The sequence below is a fragment of the Variovorax sp. 10L421 genome (assembly GCF_056395365.1).
Genome location: NZ_JBFTJJ010000022.1, coordinates 22,005 through 38,554, shown reverse-complemented (window position 1 = coordinate 38,554; position 16,550 = coordinate 22,005). Strand labels below are relative to the sequence as shown.

The 16,550-nt window shown below is 61.0% G+C and carries 16 protein-coding genes; 14 read left to right on the top strand and 2 right to left on the bottom strand.

Translation table 11 applies throughout. The annotated features are described in order from the left end of the window. Positions 1-509 precede the first annotated feature (509 nt). Positions 510-1,019 carry a hypothetical protein gene (locus tag AC1DFC_RS23155; protein WP_478180060.1) on the top strand — a complete coding sequence of 170 codons (510 nt, stop codon included), beginning with the start codon at positions 510-512 and terminating at the stop codon, positions 1,017-1,019. 278 nt (positions 1,020-1,297) lie between these two features. Here AC1DFC_RS23155 and AC1DFC_RS23150 read toward each other — a convergent pair whose 3' ends face one another. Continuing rightward, positions 1,298-2,215, bottom strand: a complete 918-nt coding sequence (locus tag AC1DFC_RS23150; protein ID WP_012747231.1) for an AraC-like ligand-binding domain-containing protein — start codon at positions 2,213-2,215, stop codon at positions 1,298-1,300. A 420-nt stretch (positions 2,216-2,635) separates the two neighbouring features. On the opposite strand from AC1DFC_RS23150, the gene nthA reads away from it, so the two are divergent. The 10 genes from nthA (at position 2,636) to AC1DFC_RS23100 (ending at position 12,379) form a co-directional block, all read left to right on the top strand. Next, complete coding sequence (gene nthA / locus AC1DFC_RS23145) at positions 2,636-3,235, top strand: nitrile hydratase subunit alpha (RefSeq protein ID WP_012747232.1); 600 nt, start codon at positions 2,636-2,638, stop codon at positions 3,233-3,235. Between the two features lie 35 nt (positions 3,236-3,270). Next, complete coding sequence (gene nthB, locus AC1DFC_RS23140) at positions 3,271-3,981, top strand: nitrile hydratase subunit beta (protein ID WP_478080785.1); 711 nt, start codon at positions 3,271-3,273, stop codon at positions 3,979-3,981. 3 nt (positions 3,982-3,984) lie between these two features. Then, positions 3,985-5,223, top strand: a complete 1,239-nt coding sequence (locus tag AC1DFC_RS23135) for a GTP-binding protein (RefSeq protein ID WP_478154703.1) — start codon at positions 3,985-3,987, stop codon at positions 5,221-5,223. Positions 5,224-5,409: 186 nt separating this feature from the next. Beyond that, positions 5,410-5,811, top strand: coding sequence for a VOC family protein (locus AC1DFC_RS23130; RefSeq protein ID WP_478080787.1), 402 nt, complete (start codon positions 5,410-5,412; stop codon positions 5,809-5,811). Between the two features lie 491 nt (positions 5,812-6,302). After that, complete coding sequence (locus AC1DFC_RS23125; protein ID WP_478080788.1) at positions 6,303-7,703, top strand: amidase; 1,401 nt, start codon at positions 6,303-6,305, stop codon at positions 7,701-7,703. A 43-nt stretch (positions 7,704-7,746) separates the two neighbouring features. Further along, on the top strand, positions 7,747-8,982 hold the full coding sequence (locus AC1DFC_RS23120; protein ID WP_478080789.1) for an urea ABC transporter substrate-binding protein: 1,236 nt from the start codon (positions 7,747-7,749) through the stop codon (positions 8,980-8,982). Between the two features lie 9 nt (positions 8,983-8,991). Then, complete coding sequence (locus tag AC1DFC_RS23115) at positions 8,992-9,864, top strand: ABC transporter permease subunit (protein WP_478080790.1); 873 nt, start codon at positions 8,992-8,994, stop codon at positions 9,862-9,864. Between the two features lie 28 nt (positions 9,865-9,892). Further along, a complete protein-coding gene (locus tag AC1DFC_RS23110; RefSeq protein ID WP_478080791.1) occupies positions 9,893-10,957 on the top strand; it encodes a branched-chain amino acid ABC transporter permease in 1,065 nt (354 codons plus the stop codon). Continuing rightward, positions 10,954-11,679, top strand: coding sequence for an ABC transporter ATP-binding protein (locus AC1DFC_RS23105; RefSeq protein ID WP_478080792.1), 726 nt, complete (start codon positions 10,954-10,956; stop codon positions 11,677-11,679). Before AC1DFC_RS23110 ends, AC1DFC_RS23105 begins: the two co-directional genes overlap by 4 nt. Beyond that, on the top strand, positions 11,669-12,379 hold the full coding sequence (locus AC1DFC_RS23100; protein WP_478080793.1) for an ABC transporter ATP-binding protein: 711 nt from the start codon (positions 11,669-11,671) through the stop codon (positions 12,377-12,379). Before AC1DFC_RS23105 ends, AC1DFC_RS23100 begins: the two co-directional genes overlap by 11 nt. 180 nt (positions 12,380-12,559) lie before the next feature. Here AC1DFC_RS23100 and AC1DFC_RS23095 read toward each other — a convergent pair whose 3' ends face one another. Continuing rightward, positions 12,560-13,393: a LysR substrate-binding domain-containing protein gene (locus AC1DFC_RS23095; protein WP_478080794.1), complete on the bottom strand. Its 834-nt coding sequence runs from the start codon at positions 13,391-13,393 to the stop codon at positions 12,560-12,562. Positions 13,394-13,488: 95 nt separating this feature from the next. Between AC1DFC_RS23095 and AC1DFC_RS23090 the strand changes: the two genes are divergently transcribed. From AC1DFC_RS23090 to AC1DFC_RS23080, 3 genes are read left to right on the top strand one after another with little or no spacing between them, the layout of a single operon-like run. Continuing rightward, positions 13,489-14,493, top strand: a complete 1,005-nt coding sequence (locus tag AC1DFC_RS23090; RefSeq protein ID WP_478130482.1) for an NADPH:quinone reductase — start codon at positions 13,489-13,491, stop codon at positions 14,491-14,493. Continuing rightward, on the top strand, positions 14,490-15,290 hold the full coding sequence (locus tag AC1DFC_RS23085; RefSeq protein ID WP_478080796.1) for a 3-hydroxybutyrate dehydrogenase: 801 nt from the start codon (positions 14,490-14,492) through the stop codon (positions 15,288-15,290). The genes AC1DFC_RS23090 and AC1DFC_RS23085 overlap by 4 nt, the downstream gene beginning before the upstream one ends. Positions 15,291-15,309: 19 nt before the next feature. Further along, on the top strand, positions 15,310-16,497 hold the full coding sequence (locus AC1DFC_RS23080) for an acetyl-CoA C-acyltransferase family protein (protein ID WP_478080797.1): 1,188 nt from the start codon (positions 15,310-15,312) through the stop codon (positions 16,495-16,497). Positions 16,498-16,550: the final 53 nt, after the last annotated feature.

The following is a 16,550-nucleotide window of genomic DNA, read 5'->3' as shown; positions in this document are numbered from 1 at the left end:
CAAGTTAGCAGCACCAAGGCACAACACTTCAATGTTTCAACGCCTGTATGATACCAACTAGATGGTTGGGTCTTATTGGTGGAATCCCTGAAGCAAGAGGGGTGGGCTTCACTGCGCATGGCGATCATCGACAAGGCCATCGCCATCACCATGGACGACCCACCGGGCTCGTGCACATCGACGTGCCGATCTCAATCGCGACGCTTGAAGAACCCGTGACCGTCGGCACTCGCCGCGACAACGCCGGCCCTCACCTGAGCTCCGCCGACAATGGCTTGAAGGTCGGAACGATTGGGTCGTGCCGGCTAGAAGAGTCAGGTCGACATCCCGGATGAGCGGCAACAGGACGTCGTCTGCCAGCGGCGAGAGTTCCGCGGCGCCCAGAACGTATGCGTGGCGCAGATCGACGACGCCCTTCGCCTTGTAGGTGGTGATGAGAGGAATGCCCAGCTTTTCGTGCAGGCGCAATGATGGGCAATCCCGCCCGGAATCTTCCAAGGAGAAAGACCATGACGAAGCTCATTGCCGACGAACAACGCGCGAAGCTGCTGGCTAACGGCCAAGAATCGATCGAGAACTCTCGCTTCGACCCGTTGCCGGTGGCCAACCCGGCGGCCGACCTGTACAACGAGGACCGCGTGGCTCGGGCAGACGGGCTGGACCGGTTGCCCAAGGACTATGCCGGGATGCCGCCTGCGTCGAAGCCGGCGCCACCGGTGCTGAGCCCGCCGCTGCCGGGGAGACCTTGGGTCGTCGGCCATGGTGAAGGCACAGCAGCCGGTGGAGGCGAGGGTGGGGCAGGGCGTCGATCCGGCGGAAGCCGAGCGGTTGGCGGCCGAGGAGGCGACGCGATCTTCGGTGTTCTTCCGACGCAGTGGCGATGGCGCTGCTGCCAAGCGGGAGGCTGTCCCCGAAAAATCGATGCCAGCGAGCGCCGTCGAGGTGTCCGGGGTGACCGCGCGTCAGCAGCCGTTCAATCCCTTGGACGCGATGAACCCTGCCGTGGATTCGCCGGCTGATCCCTGCAATGGCGCAGAACAGCCAGAACCGCAAGGAAGCGTTCAGAGGCGAACTTCGCATTCCTTCCCTGTCCACGCGCAATCCGCGCCAATCGACGACGATGACGGAATCAGTGCTCCAAGTACGAATCACCAATGGAGCACTTTGAGCCATCGGGTTGGCGATTGGACCAGCTCTTGGCGCTGGTCTTTTTATCGACCAATAACGAGTGACAGCGACCGAGCGAGTATCGACCTACCTGCAGGTGTAGATCCGCATCGACCCGGCGCAAGATGGCTTATTGGCGATGCATCACGGCTTGGGGACTGACTCCGAAAGCCTTCTTGAACGCCCGGCTGAAGTGGGACAAGTCGGAGAAGCCGTAATTCATGGCAGCCTCTGACACCTTGCGCACGGAACCCTGGGCCATGGCGCAGTAGCTGGCTTCGAGGCGCTTCTGCCAGATGTACCGCATGGGCGTTGTCCCGTTGGCGGCAAACACTCGCGCCAGCGTGCGCAAGGAGATGCGTTCAGATTTTGCGACCGAGGCTATGGAGAGTTCCGGATCCTCGATGTGCTGCATGACATAGGCGCACGCACGCTTGTACAGGGCGTCGGTGACGCTCTGGCTGGGGCCGTTACCCGCGTGCAGGTCGATGACGCACGCTAGGAGCTCCAGCAGCGAGGTGGTCACATGCGTTGCTGCTGCTGGGGCACTCGCCAAGGCCGAATTCTCGCGAAGCTCCTTGATGAGGCTTCCGAGGACAGGCCGAAAACCCGTGCCAGCGCCCAATGATGTTGCGACGAAGCGCTCGGCTGCCGGAGAACGTCGAGTGAGCAGGTCACGCGGTATGCGGACGGTGTAGAAGGTCTGCATGTTCAGACGGTACTTCCACGGGCGTGCGGCATCGTAGAGCACGATATCGCCGGTGTTCTGCACCGTTGAATTCCCGTTCTGTTCGACGTAACCAACGCCCGACTCCATAAGGGATAGCCACAGACTGGACTCGGGCCCGCGCCTGATATCCGCGGTATCCCGCGTCCAAGTGTGTTCCGGGGCCACCAGGGTTACCGCATCCAGCGCCCCGACGGAGCGGCCGGTTACCGCCGCGTCGAAGTTTTGCCGATGCACGGTCTGGCTCGCTGCGGGGATGCAGTACTGGCAGACGACGTCATGCCAGTGGTCGTGCGAGGCGGTTGAAAATGCGAAATCCACGTGAAATCTCCGTTAGTCCAGGAGGGCCGTCCCCTTGGTCTACGCCGAGAGCTTCGTCACTCTGTTGACGCGGCTGCCCTTGTGCGCCATTCGAAAGCGATGGTCAGGATCCCCGTACTACTGCGTCCGGATGATGGTGCCCAGTAAGAGGTCGAGGTATCCAGATAAACCATAAGTGGTGCATTGAGCATGTTTCGTGCCCATGCAGTCGATGGGCGGTGTTGGCCGCGTGACGCTTGGAGCGCGCCATTGCAATGGCGAGCGCAGTCAAGCGGCGCGTCGCTCACAGTCATGCTGCCAGGTTCTGGCAGCACTACATTGGGCGTAGCTCCACCGAGGCTGCAGAGTGCGGTTCTGGGGTGGTGCCAACGTCACGCAGCCTCGTGCAGCGTTTGTTACAACTCTTCTGGAGAACCTGCGATGAATCATCAAGCCGTCGGGGAAAGTTTGGCGACGCCGGGCGACCGCGCGCGTGCACTGTTCAAGGTGATGAATGACAAGAAGCTCATTCCTGAGGGATACATCGAGACCTTCATCAAGCACATGGAGCACGACTGGGATCCCTCGAATGGCGCGCGCGTCGTCGCCAAGGCTTGGGTCGATCCGGTCTACCGCGAGCTGCTACTGAAAGATGGCACCAAGGCCTGTGAGCAGTTCGGCTACACCGGACCCCAGGGCGAATACATCGTGGCACTCGAGAACACCCCCAAGCTGCAGAACGTGATCGTCTGCAGCATGTGCTCGTGCACGAATTGGCCGGTGCTCGGACTTCCGCCCGAGTGGTACAAGAGCTTCGAGTACCGCGCTCGGCTGGTGCGGGAGGGGCGCACGGTGCTGCGGGAACTTGGCGAAGACCTGCCGGAGGACGTCGCCGTGAGAGTGTGGGACACCTCGGCAGAAACCCGCTACATGGTGTTGCCGGTTCGGCCGGACGGCACGGAGCAAATGAACGAGGAACAGCTGGCGAAGCTGGTCACGAAAGATGTGCTGATCGGTGTGGCGCGTCCCCGCGTCGCCTGAGCATTCGACCGACTCTTAACTCTGGAGAAGCAATCATGGACGGAATTCACGATCTCGGTGGCATGCAAGGCTTTGGCAAAGTGCCCCACACCAACAACAGCTTGAGCTACAAGCCGGTGTTCCATGAAGACTGGGAACACCTGGCGTACAGCCTGGTCTTTGTAGCGGCCGATGCCATGAAGCTGATCAGCATTGATGAACTGCGGCATGCCATTGAGCGCATGGACACCCGGCACTACTTCGACGCGCCGTACTACGACCGGATCATCATCGGAACGGCTACCTTGCTGGTCGAGTACGGCGCGATCACCAAGGCACAGCTTGATGCCTGTTTGGGCACCGACTTCAAGCTGGCCCGCCCTTATGCATCCTCCGGCAGGCCTGCCATCGCCGAACGATCGCCATTCGAGGTCGGAGAGATCGTCAAGGTCCGCGACGAGTTCGTTTCAGGTCACATACGCATGCCCGGCTACGTGCGCGGCAAGGAGGGCAAGATCCTGCATCGCACCACGGTCAAATGGCCTTTCCCCGACACCATCGGACACGGTGACAAGTCGGCACAAATGCAGTCGACCTACCACGTCGAGTTCAAGGTCACAGACCTTTGGGGCGATGCTGCCGACGATGGCACAGTGGTCGTCGATCTGTTCGAGGGCTACCTGGACAAGGTGCCCGCTGGGCTCAAGACCGTGTCGTCGTCGACGCGACACGATTCGAAGCCCGTTGAAGTAGCCGCTTTGGCCTGAGAAGTGGCATCCTCGGTGCAAGAAGACTCGCGTCGTCTACCGGTGACCGTTCTGTCCGGCTTCCTCGGAGCTGGGAAGACCACGTTGCTGAACCATATCCTGCGCAACAGGGCAGGGTTGAAAGTGGCGGTCATCGTGAACGACATGAGCGAAGTCAACATCGACGCCGAGGATGTTCAGCGCAACGTTGCCTTGCAGCGGGGTACTGATCAGTTGGTCGAGATGAGCAACGGCTGCATCTGCTGCACCTTGCGCGCTGATCTGCTGGAGGAAGTCAGTCGCCTGGCGGCCGAGCGGAGATTCGACTACCTCTTGATCGAGTCGACGGGCATCTCGGAGCCCATGCCCGTTGCGGAAACTTTCGCTTTCCTGAATGCGCAAGGGTTCAGTCTGAGCGAATTGGCCAGGCTGGATACCCTGGTGACGATGGTCAATGGGCTGACATTCCGCGACTTGTTGCGCAGCGACACGTTGGTGCAGTCCGGTCCTGCACAGACGCCGACGACAAAGCCACTGGCCGAACTGCTAATCCAGCAGGTCGAGTTCGCCAATGTCATCCTCGTCAGTCACCTGGATGCAATGAGTCCCGAGGAGGTGGCCGAGATCCGTGGCATGCTGTCCGAGCTCAACCCCGGTGCAGAGGTTCTTGCAATTGCGCATGGCTGCGTGGACCTATCGAAGGTGCTCGACACCGGGAAGTTCGACTTGCCCCTGCTCATGCGCTCTCCTGGCTGGATGCGCCGCATGCAGGACGTTTCGCAAACGCCGTCCGAGTCCGAGGAGTATGGCATCGCGTCCTGGGTCTACCGTGAACGGATACCGTTTCACCCGGGGCGCTTGATGCGCTTGTTGGATGCAGCCTGGGACAACGGCAGATTGCTGCGGGCGAAAGGCTACTTCTGGTCTGCGCACCAGATGCTATCGATCGGCTTTTTGGTCCAGAGTGGTGCGGCCTTCCGCTGGGGATTTATCGGCAAGTGGTGGCGCTTCATCGACGCTTCGCAGTGGCCAAAGGATGACTACCGCCGTGACGGCATCACCTCCAAGTGGGATGCAACGACCGGCGATTGCCGGCAGGAGATCGTCTTTATCGGCCAGGCCATCGACTGGGACCGCTTGAAGGCTCAATTGGATAACTGCTTGTTGACCGCGCATGAAATCGAGCAGGGGCCTACGGCGTGGCAGGCGCTGGACGGGGGCTCGAACATGGATGCGCGCGCCGCAGCTGAAGGCGTCTCATAGACGTGGACAGGCAAGACGCAGGTTCAGTGTCGACTTTCCCGCTCACCCACTTAAGCACCCGCACGGGACGCCGGCAGCGAAGCCGTCGATCCGCAAATGCTTCTGGCTAAGCGCTGGAACGACGTGTGACTGTTCCGACTTTCAACGTCCACCGTCTACATGAAATACAACTATCGGAGAAGACAGATGTTCAGCCACATCATGATCGGGTCCAACGACCTTCAACGTTCCAAACGCTTCTATGACGCCGTGCTCGGCGCTCTTGGCGCTCGAGAGCCTTCGCACGATCAAACTGAAACCGGCCACAAACGGCTGTTCTATCGCCACGATGGCGCTACCTTTTGCATCAGTGAGCCAATCAACGGCGAGCCAGCGACACAGGCGAATGGCAGCACCATCGGGTTCATGTGCAGCTCTCCCGAGCAGATCGTAAAGTTCCATGACACCGCGGTCGCAAACGGTGGTACGTCCATTGAAGAGCCGCCAGGCCTGCGCGAAGGCGCGCTGGGCGCTTTGTACCTCGCCTATGTGCGCGATCCGGATGGGCACAAGCTTTGCGCTCTGCACCGGCCGCGAACGGCGCGCTGATGTGCATTTTCAGCGGCAAAAGTTAACGCCAACCCCAGTGCCAATCAGTCGGCGCGAACCGACTCCGTTGCGGTAAACGCTTCCCCCCGGATGGGGTGCAGTGCAGAAGTTTCAAGCCAACCGGTGAATCTACGCTCGGCAGCCCAACCTGTTCGTAGCACCGTCTAACTGGCCCCTCTAAGATCAACGCGTCGTGACTCTCGAGGCGCCCGCACGCGCGCTGTTGAGACTTTCCATGCAGCAAAGCAATTCGGGCGTTCGGGCGCTGCAACGATCTCGGAAGACATTCGTCGAGTCTGCAAGCAGCGGCTCGTCGTGAATACGGATGGAGCCGCGGACGCGGTAAGGATTCCTTCCGGCCCCGCCCACAGTTTGTCCGTCTCAGCATGCTCGTTTGGCGGCCAGAGCCAAGCTGTGCGGGGCATCCCTCCATAAAGTAAGGCCGCGATGGGACACAACCCGTCGATGTCTACAACTCTCTGGAACCTGACATGGCGAACACCGAACTGCACTACCTTGAACTGCTCGACATCTCCCGACGCATCCAATCGCGCGAGTTGTCTTCCGTTGAGGTCACGCACGCTCAGCTCGACCGCATTGCAGCGCTAAACGGCACGCTGCGCAGTTACTGCCTCGTGATGGCCGACCAAGCCCTCGCCGAGGCCGAGCAGGCAGATCGCGAAATCGCCGCCGGGAGCGTGCGCGGACCGTTGCACGGCGTGCCCATTGGGCTCAAAGACCTATGCTGGACTCAGGGCATCACGACAGCTGCCGGCATGTCGCTTTACAAAGACTTCGTGCCAACCGAGGACGGCACCGTCGTTCGCAAGCTGCGCGAGGCCGGCGCGGTCGCGCTGGGCAAGCTGCAACTGACCGAAAGCGCCTTTGCCGATCACCACCCCAGCGTGGCGCCGCCGGTCAATCCCTGGAACGCTGCGCACTGGCCAGGCGTGTCTTCCAGTGGCTCGGGTGTGGCAACGGCCGCCGGTTTGTGCTATGGCTCGCTCGGTAGCGACACCGGCGGCTCGATCCGCTTTCCCTCGGGCGCCAACGGCCTGACTGGCCTCAAACCGACCTGGGGTCGGGTCAGTCGCTACGGCGCGTTCGAGCTGGCCGCCACGCTGGACCACATCGGGCCGATGACGCGTAGCGCCGCTGATGCCGGAGCCATGCTCGGCGTGATCGCCGGCGCCGACGCCAAGGACCCGACCGCCAGCCTTTTACCGGTACCTGACTACCTGGCTGCCGCACACGCAGGTCTGCGCGGCGTGCGCATCGGTATCGACGCGCGCTGGATCTACGACGATGTCGACGCGCCCACGCACCAGACCGTCATGGCCGCCGTCGAGGTTGTGAAGTCACTCGGCGCGGAACTGGTCGATGTGACGTTCCCTGATCCCACGCAGGCGATTGCCGATTGGTTCCCACTGTGCGGCATCGAAGCCGCCGTCGTGCATGAGGCGACCTATCCGGCGCGCAAGAGCGAGTACGGCCCTGGCATGGCCGGCATCATCGAGTTGGGCAGGGCCCAGAGCGGCATGGACTACCAGAAGATCGTGCTGCGCCGACATGACTTCACGGGCCGCGTTCGCGCCCTGTTCGAAAACATCGACCTGCTGCTGATCCCGAGCACCGGCATCGCCTCGCCAACGCTCGAGCGCATGGGGCGCATGGGCGAGGACGCCGAACTGTTGGCCGCCATGCTGCGCTACACCTGCCCGTTCGATATGAGTGGCAATCCCACGATCACACTGCCCGGCGGCTTCACGGAGGCCGGCATGCCAGTGGCCTTCCAATTGGTGTCGCGGCACTTCGACGAAGCCCTGCTGGTGCGCGCCGGCGTCGCCTTCCAGCGGGCAACGTCATGGCACCAACGCCACCCGACCCTTTGATCGCCCGCCTGCATCCCATCCAACCTGAACTGAGGAAGAGCACATGAAGTTCCGCACATCCAACTGCACGATGGGCTGCCTGCTGGCCCTGGCCATGCTGTCTACCGCCCCCGCGCGCGCCGCCGAAACGATCAAGATCGGTCTCATGGAAGACGTTTCGGGCGATCTGGCCGTCTTGGGTCTGCCCAAGCTGCACGGTTCGCAGCTGGCGGTCGAGGAAATTAACAAGGCCGGCGGTATTCTCGGCCGCCAGATCGAGTTGATCCACCTGGACCCGCAAGGAGACAACGCGCGCTACCAGGAATTCACGCGCCGTCTGCTCAACCGCGACAAAGTTGACGTTCTGATCGGCGGCATCACTTCGGCCGCGCGCGAGGCGGTGCGGCCCATCGTCAACCGCACCCAGACACCTTATTTCTACACCAACCAGTACGAAGGCGGTGTCTGCGACGCCAACATGATCAGCACCGGCGCCGTGCCCGAGCAGCAGTTCTCCACGTTGATTCCCTACATGGTCGAGAAGTTCGGCAAGAAGGTCTATGTGATTGCGGCCGACTACAACTTCGGCCAGATCTCAGCCGAATGGAATCGTTCCGTGCTCAAGGACTTGGGCGGACAGGTGGTCGGCGAAGAGTTCATTCCACTGGGCGTATCCCAGTTCGCTCAGACCATCCAGAACATTCAGAAGGCCAAGCCCGATTGGCTGCTGATGGTGAACGTGGGTGCCGCGCAGGACTCGTTCTTCGAACAGGCCCAGGCCGCTAAGCTGAACCTGCCCATGGGCTCGTCGATCAAGGTCATGCTGGGCTTCGAGCACAAGCGCTTCGCGCCGCCAGCACTGAACAGGATGCACGCCGCCGCTAACTGGTTCGAGGAGATCGCCTCGCCCGAGGCCGATGCCTTCAAGAAAAAGTGGCGTGCCAAGTTCCCGAGCGAGCCGTATATCAACGACATGGGCTACAACGCATACGTCACGATGTACCTCTATAAGAACATTGTCGAGACTGCCAAGTCGACCAAGCTGGCCGACATGCGCAAGGTGATCGCTACCGGCAACGCCTGCGTCGATGCGCCCGAAGGCAAGATTTGTGTCGACCCAAAGAGCCAGCACATGTCGCACCGCATGCGGCTGATCGATGTGGACGAGAAGCACGCCGTCAAGGTGCTCAAGGACTACGGAACTTTGCAGCCCTATTGGCTGGCAAAGATCGGCTGCGATCTGACCAAGAAGAACGACCGCAAGCAGTACACGCCGTCCGATCTGCCGGGCAAAACTTGAATCGGTGGAATGCCCGTGGCAGCTGAACTGTTTTCCTTTTTCTACCAGTTCGCCGACGTGTTCGCGTTCTTGATCCTCTCGGCGGCTGGTTTGGCCATCGTGTTCGGGATGATGGGCGTGATCAATATGGCGCATGGTGAGTTCATCATGTGTGGCGCCTACGTCACCACAGCGTTGGTGCATGCCGGCTTGCCCCTTCCGCTCGCGCAGTTGTGCGGCGTGGCCGCAGCTGGGCTGGCCGGCATGATTGTTGAGCGCACCATCGTGCGTAAGCTCTACAAACGGCCGGTGGATTCGTTGCTGGCGACCTGGGGCCTGAGCCTCATGGTCACGCAGGGGATGCTGCTGGTATTTGGCTCCTCGGTACCGGGCATTGGCACACCGCTAGGCAGTTTCGAGGTGCGCGGCTACTCTTTCTCGATCTATCGCGTGGTGCTGTTCGCAGTGGCGCTCGCCGCATTGGCGGCAATCTACATGATCTTCATGCGCACACGCTTCGGCGTCCATGCGCGGGCCACCATGCAGAGCGCCGCCATTGCCCAAGCCACTGGCGTGCGTGTGGGTCATGTGTATGCGACGACCTTCGGCATCGGCGCAGCGCTGGCAGGCCTGTGCGGCGCCATGTACGCGCCGACCATGACGTTGATCCCCACGATGGGCGCGAGCTTCTTGGTCGAGAGCTTCGTGACGGTCGTCGTGGGCGGTGCCAACGTGCTGCTGGGCACGGCACCGGCGGGCATTTTGTTGGCGGGAGTGCGCACCGTTTTGAACGGCTGGGGCGGCCAAACCATCGGCCAGATCGGCATGCTTCTGACGGTCATCGTCGTCATCCGCCTGCTGCCCGACGGGTTGTCCGGCTGGCTTGGGCGCCGCACTCGCTAAGCGCGTCACTTCACCGGGGTTTTCTTCGATGGTTCATCTACTCAACGGCCCGCAAACACCCGGCAACGGCCGTGGCTTCTGGGGCACGGCGATGCTTGTGCTGCTGCTTGCGCTGATTTATCCGTTCCTGGCAGACGACTACACGGTCGGCAACACGGCCTATTTGCTCATCTGGGTGTTCATGGCCATGGGCCTATGCCTGGTCTGGGGCTACGGCGGCATGATGTCTTTTGGCCAGACGCTGTTTTTCGGCATCGCGGGCTATGGCTACGGCGTGCTGGCGATCAACTTCGGCGGCGAGGGCATCACTTCGATCTATGCGCTGTTGCTGGCCCTGGTGGTCACGGCGCTGGCCGCGGCGGTGCTGGGCTACTTCATGATCTGGGGCGGCATTGGCGGCGTGTTCTTCGGCATCGTCACGCTGTCGGCCACGCTGGTGCTGGCCTTCTTCCTGGGTCAGACGGCGGGGCCCGAGTGGCGCATCGGCGGCGCACGGCTGAACGGCTTCAACGGCATGAAGGACATGGTCCCGCTGAACATCCCGTGGCCTGCAGATGGTCCGCTGTACTTCGAAGGCACGGCGCTGTACTACGCGGTGGTGATGCTGCTGGTGCTGGTCTACCTGGGGCTGCGCATGCTGCTGAACTCGCGCTTCGGAAATGTGGTCGTGGCCGTTCGGGAGGATCCGCAACGTGCGGAACTGCTGGGCTACGACGTGCGCAAGTACCAGTTGGCGACCTTCGTGATCGGCTCTACGCTGGCGGGGCTGAGTGGGGCGTTATACACCTCCTGGGGACAGTTCATCACGCCGGCGAGCATCGGGCTGCCTGCCGCGGCGATGCCCATCGTCTGGGTGGCTTTCTCGGGCCGAGCCGACCTCACGGCCACGACGATCGGGTCTTTTGTGTTGCTGTGGGTGTTCCAGACACTCACGGTCTACAGCCAGCAAACGGCGCTGCTGCTCATGGGTGCGCTGCTGCTGTGCACCGTGATGCTGGCGCCGCAGGGCTTCGTGCTCGGCATCGTCGGTGCTGTGCGTCGGCTGCTCGCCTTACGAAAAACCGCCTCTGCTCAGGAGCGCAAAGTCGCATGAACGAGATCCTCAAGACATCCGGGCTATCCAAGCACTTCGGCGGCCACGCGGCGGTGTCCGATGTGGACCTGGTGGTGCGCCGCGGCGAGATCCACTGCCTGATCGGCCCCAACGGCGCTGGCAAGAGCACACTGTTCAAACTCATCGTGGGCACGCATGCGGCCACGGCTGGTCGCATCGAATTCCTGGGGCGTGACGTGACGGCAAGCAAGCCCTACGAACGGGTGCGCCAGGGCATGAGCATCAAGATGCAGGCCCCCAGTGTGTTCAAGGAACTGCCGGTAGTGCAGAACCTGCACACCGCGCTGCAGCGCCATCTGCATGGAGCCGCTCTGCTGCGCGAGTCCGAACGCTTGCTCGAACTGCTGGACCTGCAGGCCGACGCAAACAAGCCGGCCGGCGCGCTGGCTCACGGTCAACAGCAGTGGCTGGAGATCGGCATGGCGCTGGCGCTGCAGCCCACGCTGCTGCTGATGGACGAGCCCACTGCCGGCCTATCGCCCGAGGAGACCTACAAGACCGGTGAGCTTATTCAGCGCTTGAACGCGGACGGCATGACGGTGCTGGTGGTGGAGCACGACATGGCCTTTATCCGTCAGATCGCACAACACGTGACGGTGCTGCACTTCGGCAACGTGTTCAGCGCGGGCGGGATCGCCGAGGTGATCGCGGATCCACGCGTGGCCGATATCTATCTGGGAAAGACACAGCATGTCCACTGAGCCCGCCCTCAAAGTCCAGGGCCTGCGCGCCAGCTATGGTGCAACACCGATTCTGCAGGGCGTGGATCTGCGTGTCGGCAAGGGCGAGATCGTCGCACTGATTGGCCGAAACGGCGTGGGGAAGACCACCACGATGCGCTGCCTGATCGGACAGTTGCGAGCTACAGCCGGCAGCGTGCAGCTGCTGGGCCAGGAAATTGGCACGCTGAGCAGCGACGCGCGCGCGCGACGGGGGATCGGCTACGTTCCGCAAGGTCGTGAGGTTTTCGCTCGCATGACTGTGGCGGAGAACCTGATCGTTGGTGAACTCATCGGTGGGCCCAAGGGGGTCAAGCAGCCCGAGCTCGTCTACCAGTACTTCCCACGTCTGGCCGAGCGCCGCAACCAGCTTGCCGGCACGATGTCGGGCGGCGAGCAGCAGCAACTCGCAATCGGCCGGGCACTTGTCGGCAATCCGGCTTTGATGCTGCTGGACGAGCCCTCCGAAGGCATCCAACCGTCTATCGTGCAGCTGATCTGCGAGGTGCTGCGCACCATCCGACGAGATCTGGGCACCACCGTCCTGTTCGTCGAGCAGAACCTGGAAACTATCCTGGACGTAGCCGAACGTGCCTACGTGATGGAGAAGGGCAGCGTGATCGGCCACATCGACGCAGGAGCGCTGAATGCCGACACCGTTCGTCAGCATCTGATGATCTAGGACAGTACTCTAGCGACGCCTTGCCGGCGGCGAAAGGGTAGACCGAAGTGTGCGCAGGCGATCGAAATATCGCCATGCGTTCAATAGACTTTAGGCGGCGTGGCAATGGAATTGAAAGCACAGGCATGATCCTCGTGCACATGCGGCCTCGCCATCGAACAGCCTTGGAATTCGAGGTAGCTACTCCTTCAGAAGATCAATCAGCGCACGGCTGAGCGCATTGGGGCTTCGCTCGTAAGTCACCAGCCGTATCCCGAGCAAGACGGGCCAAGCAGCGCCACCTTGGGGCAAAGCAACGAGTCCAACATCCAGCGCAGATTCGCAAAGCACCGAGACGCCGAGTCCTTCCTTGATGCAGGACTGAACACCTACGACGCTGCTCAGCGTGACGGCTTCCCGCCATTGGACCGTGCTCGAACTCAGCGCCGCGATCGCAGCGGTTCGGAACGCGCAGGGAGCCGGCAGCAAGCACAGCTGAACGAGAGGTGGAGGCCGCTCGATGTGCTGGTTGGCGACCCAAAGCAGTTTCTCGTCGCGAAACAATCGAGGGGAGCCGCGTCCCTCCTGTTCCTTGACCACCACCACATCAAGTTCTCCGGCATCGAAGGCGTGGAGCAAGGTCTCGCTGAGCGCCACCTTGACGCTCAGTTCGACACGTGGCAGTAGCCGGTGGATCCGAGCGAGCAACTCAGGGAGGCGATGCGGGACCAGGTATTCAACAATGCCGAGCCGAAGGCGTCCTTCAAGGTTGCTGCGACCAAGCATGCCGATGGCCTCATCGTTCAGGCGCATCAGACCGACAGCGTAGTTAAGAAATTGCTCCCCAGCAGCAGTGAGTCGGACCTGGCGACTGCTGCGAAGAAAAAGTGCGACTCCGAGCAACTCTTCCAATCGTTGAACCCTGGTGCTGATCGCCGACTGCGATCTGCAGAGGCGCTTGGATGCCCCGGTAAAACTCTGCGCGTCTGAGACGGCAACAAAGCAACGAATGAGGTCAATGTCCAGATCTCGCATATCAATCCGACTTTCGCATAGGTCCTATCGATACTATGCGTTTTGTCGGCTGATTGAGCGCACTTAAGCTGTCTCCACACAAATTTGGAGAAGTGATGCGCGCTGCTTGGTACGAGCGGGTCGGACCCGCGAAAGAGGTTTTTCTGTACGGAGATCGTCCGATGCCGACCCCAGGTCGAGGGGAAGTCCTTGTGCAACTGCATGCATCGGGCGTGAATCCTTCCGACGTGAAGGCGAGGGCCGGAGTTCGCGGCGGGAAGAGCGAACTTCCCTTTCCTTTCATCGTTCCTCACAGCGACGGCGCTGGCGTCGTTGTCGAGTGTGGATCCGACTGCAGCGGCCGAATACTTCCCGGGCGCAGAGTCTGGATAAGCAACGGCCAGTGGCGCCGCGCCTGCGGAACGGCGGCGCAATACATCGCGATCGACGAGAGGCTGGTATTCCCGCTGGCCGACAACACTTCGTACGAGACCGGTGCAGCCCTTGGCATTCCGGCGCTCACGGCGTGCCACGTCACGACAGGCTTTGGTGACATCGCGGGGCGCGTTGTTCTTGTCAGCGGAGGGGCTGGCACGGTAGGACGTCTTGCGGTCCAGGTCGCCAAGCATGCCGGCGCCTTTGTCGTGGCATCCGGTCATGGCTCAGTCGAAGAACAGCGTATCGTCAGCGCTGGTGCTGATGCTTTTGTTGATTACACAAGTCCGACCCTTGTCACAGATGTCCTCGACGCAACCAAGGGCCGAGGCGTAGACCACGCGGTCGAAGTCGAGTTTGGGGCCAATGTCGAAGATCTAGCCGATCTGCTCTCGGATCGAGCGACGGTTGTGACGTACGGCTCCGCACGCGTGATGCGGCCTGAGATGCCTTTCTACAAGTTCCTTTTCAAGGGCATCCAGCTTCAGTTCGTGCTGGTCTATTTGCTGACGCAGGAGGAACGGACCGGCGCCGCCGACCGCGTCAATCGCCTTTTGGAGCAGGGCACATTGGATGTGCCGATTCATGAGGTGGTACAGCTCCAAGATTGCGCACGCGCACACGAAATTGTGGAGAGCGGCCATCGTTCAGGTGCGGTCATCGTGGACGTGGTGAGCGCCGCATGATCTCTTCGCACACCCATGTGAAGACCGCGCTCATCACGGGGTCGACCAGTGGAATCGGTCTCGCAATCGCAGCGGCCATGTCGGCTGCAGGCTGGCGGATCGCACTTCATGGTCTTGGAGCGAGAGATGAAGTAGCGAAAGCTATTGATGAAGTTTCCGCGCGAGGAACTGCTGAAAGCTCGCCCAAGCACTTCGAGGCCGATTTGCGTTCGGCTGCGGCAGCACGGCAGCTCATCGTGGATGTGGAAGACGCGATGGGCCATGTTGATCTGCTTGTCAACAACGCCGGGATCCAATTCACCGCTCGTGTCGAGGACTTTCCGGTGTCGAAGTGGGACGAGATCATCGCGATCAATCTTTCTTCTGTATTTCACGTCAGCGCAGCCGTGTTGCCAGGAATGCAAGAGCGCCAGCACGGTCGAATCATCAGTATCGCTTCCGCGCACGGACTGGTTGCATCCGCAGAGAAGGCTGCGTATGTCGCCGCGAAGCACGGCGTTGTCGGTTTGACGAAGACCATTGCGCTCGAGAATGCCAAATCGGACATCACCTGCAACGCTATCTGCCCAGGATGGGTCAAAACGGGGCTGGTCGAGACTCAGATCAACAAATACATGGAACGTAACAACGTGTCCTATCAGGACGCAATGGCGGCGCTGCTGTCCGGCAAGGAACCCAGCGAACGGTTCACCACTCCGGACCAGATTGCTGCCGCTGTGCTCTTTCTCGCGAGCGAGGCGGGCAACAACATCACCGGCATCAGCCTCGCCATGGACGGTGGCTGGACCGCTCAATAGTTTTCCGGCAGGAGCCAATATGAAGAACGATGTTTTCGTCGTCAGCGCTGTTCGAACAGCTGTCGGCACATTCGGAGGGTCGCTGGCCTCGGTCGCTCCTGCGGTGCTGGCGACGCAAGTCGTGCAGTCTGCGCTCAAGCATGCGTCGGTGGACGGTCAACTTGTTGGCCAAGTAGTGTTCGGTCACGTCATCAACACTGAGCCCGCCGACATGTACCTTTCAAGGGTAGCAGCGCTCAACGGAGGATGCGACATCGCGTGCAGTGCCTTCAATGTCAACCGGCTATGTGGCTCCGGCCTTCAAGCCGTTGTAGGTGCAGCCCAATCCATTCTCCTGGGAGATGTTGACGTCGCAATTGCCGGCGGCGCTGAGAGTATGAGCCGCTCGCCATACTTGAGCCAAGCCTCACGCTGGGGTGGGCGCATGGGAGATCTCACATTAGTCGACGCGCTGACCGGTGTGCTCCACGACCCGTTTTTCGGTATGCACATGGGTGTAACTGCAGAGAACGTTGCGGAGCAATGGAAGATCAGTCGCGCCGAGCAAGATGAACTCGCGCTTGAAAGTCACAGGCGAGCTCAGCGATCAATTCAGGAGGGCCGTTTCTCAGAGCAGATAGTTCCGATTGCGGTCAAGAACAAGGGTAAAGCAAACACATTCGAAAGGGACGAACACGTCCGCTTCGACAGCAAACTGTCTGATTTTTCTGAACTGCGGCCAGTGTTCAAGCGCGAATCCGGGACTGTCACTGCAGGCAACTCTTCGGGTATCAACGATGCCGCAAGCGCTGTGGTGTTGGCGAGCGGACATGCGGTGTCGACCTATGGACTGAAGCCGATGGCAAGGCTGGTTGCATATGCGCATTCTGGCGTTGACCCCAAGTTCATGGGAATCGGCCCCGTGCCTGCCACCCAAGCTGTGCTGAAGAAGGCTGGGCTTGGGATTGCAGACCTCGATGTCATCGAGGCGAACGAAGCATTCGCGGCTCAAGCTCTCGCCGTCACCAAGGCGCTCGGTCTGGACCCGAACAAGGTCAATCCCAACGGGTCTGGGATCTCTCTCGGTCACCCTATAGGAGCAACGGGAGCGATCATCACTACGAAGGCAGTGCACGAATTGAGGCGAGTGGGGGGAAGGTATGCACTGGTCACGATGTGCATCGGAGGTGGCCAGGGGATTGCCGTAGTCTTCGAGAGCGTCGTTTGACGCAATGTATGAGCGGGAATTTGATTTCCCGACGCGAGAATTTATCGCCTGGC

Bases quoted from the DNA above. Each gene is read 5' to 3' on its own strand.
- AC1DFC_RS23155 (WP_478180060.1), top strand. From the start codon at position 510: ATGACGAAGCTCATTGCCGACGAACAACGCGCGAAGCTGCTGGCTAAC.
- nthA (WP_012747232.1), top strand. From the start codon at position 2,636: ATGAATCATCAAGCCGTCGGGGAAAGTTTGGCGACGCCGGGCGACCGC.
- nthB (WP_478080785.1), top strand. From the start codon at position 3,271: ATGGACGGAATTCACGATCTCGGTGGCATGCAAGGCTTTGGCAAAGTG.
- AC1DFC_RS23130 (WP_478080787.1), top strand. From the start codon at position 5,410: ATGTTCAGCCACATCATGATCGGGTCCAACGACCTTCAACGTTCCAAA.
- AC1DFC_RS23125 (WP_478080788.1), top strand. From the start codon at position 6,303: ATGGCGAACACCGAACTGCACTACCTTGAACTGCTCGACATCTCCCGA.
- AC1DFC_RS23120 (WP_478080789.1), top strand. From the start codon at position 7,747: ATGAAGTTCCGCACATCCAACTGCACGATGGGCTGCCTGCTGGCCCTG.
- AC1DFC_RS23115 (WP_478080790.1), top strand. From the start codon at position 8,992: ATGCCCGTGGCAGCTGAACTGTTTTCCTTTTTCTACCAGTTCGCCGAC.
- AC1DFC_RS23110 (WP_478080791.1), top strand. From the start codon at position 9,893: ATGGTTCATCTACTCAACGGCCCGCAAACACCCGGCAACGGCCGTGGC.
- AC1DFC_RS23105 (WP_478080792.1), top strand. From the start codon at position 10,954: ATGAACGAGATCCTCAAGACATCCGGGCTATCCAAGCACTTCGGCGGC.
- AC1DFC_RS23100 (WP_478080793.1), top strand. From the start codon at position 11,669: ATGTCCACTGAGCCCGCCCTCAAAGTCCAGGGCCTGCGCGCCAGCTAT.
- AC1DFC_RS23095 (WP_478080794.1), bottom strand. From the start codon at position 13,393: ATGCGAGATCTGGACATTGACCTCATTCGTTGCTTTGTTGCCGTCTCA.
- AC1DFC_RS23090 (WP_478130482.1), top strand. From the start codon at position 13,489: ATGCGCGCTGCTTGGTACGAGCGGGTCGGACCCGCGAAAGAGGTTTTT.
- AC1DFC_RS23085 (WP_478080796.1), top strand. From the start codon at position 14,490: ATGATCTCTTCGCACACCCATGTGAAGACCGCGCTCATCACGGGGTCG.
- AC1DFC_RS23080 (WP_478080797.1), top strand. From the start codon at position 15,310: ATGAAGAACGATGTTTTCGTCGTCAGCGCTGTTCGAACAGCTGTCGGC.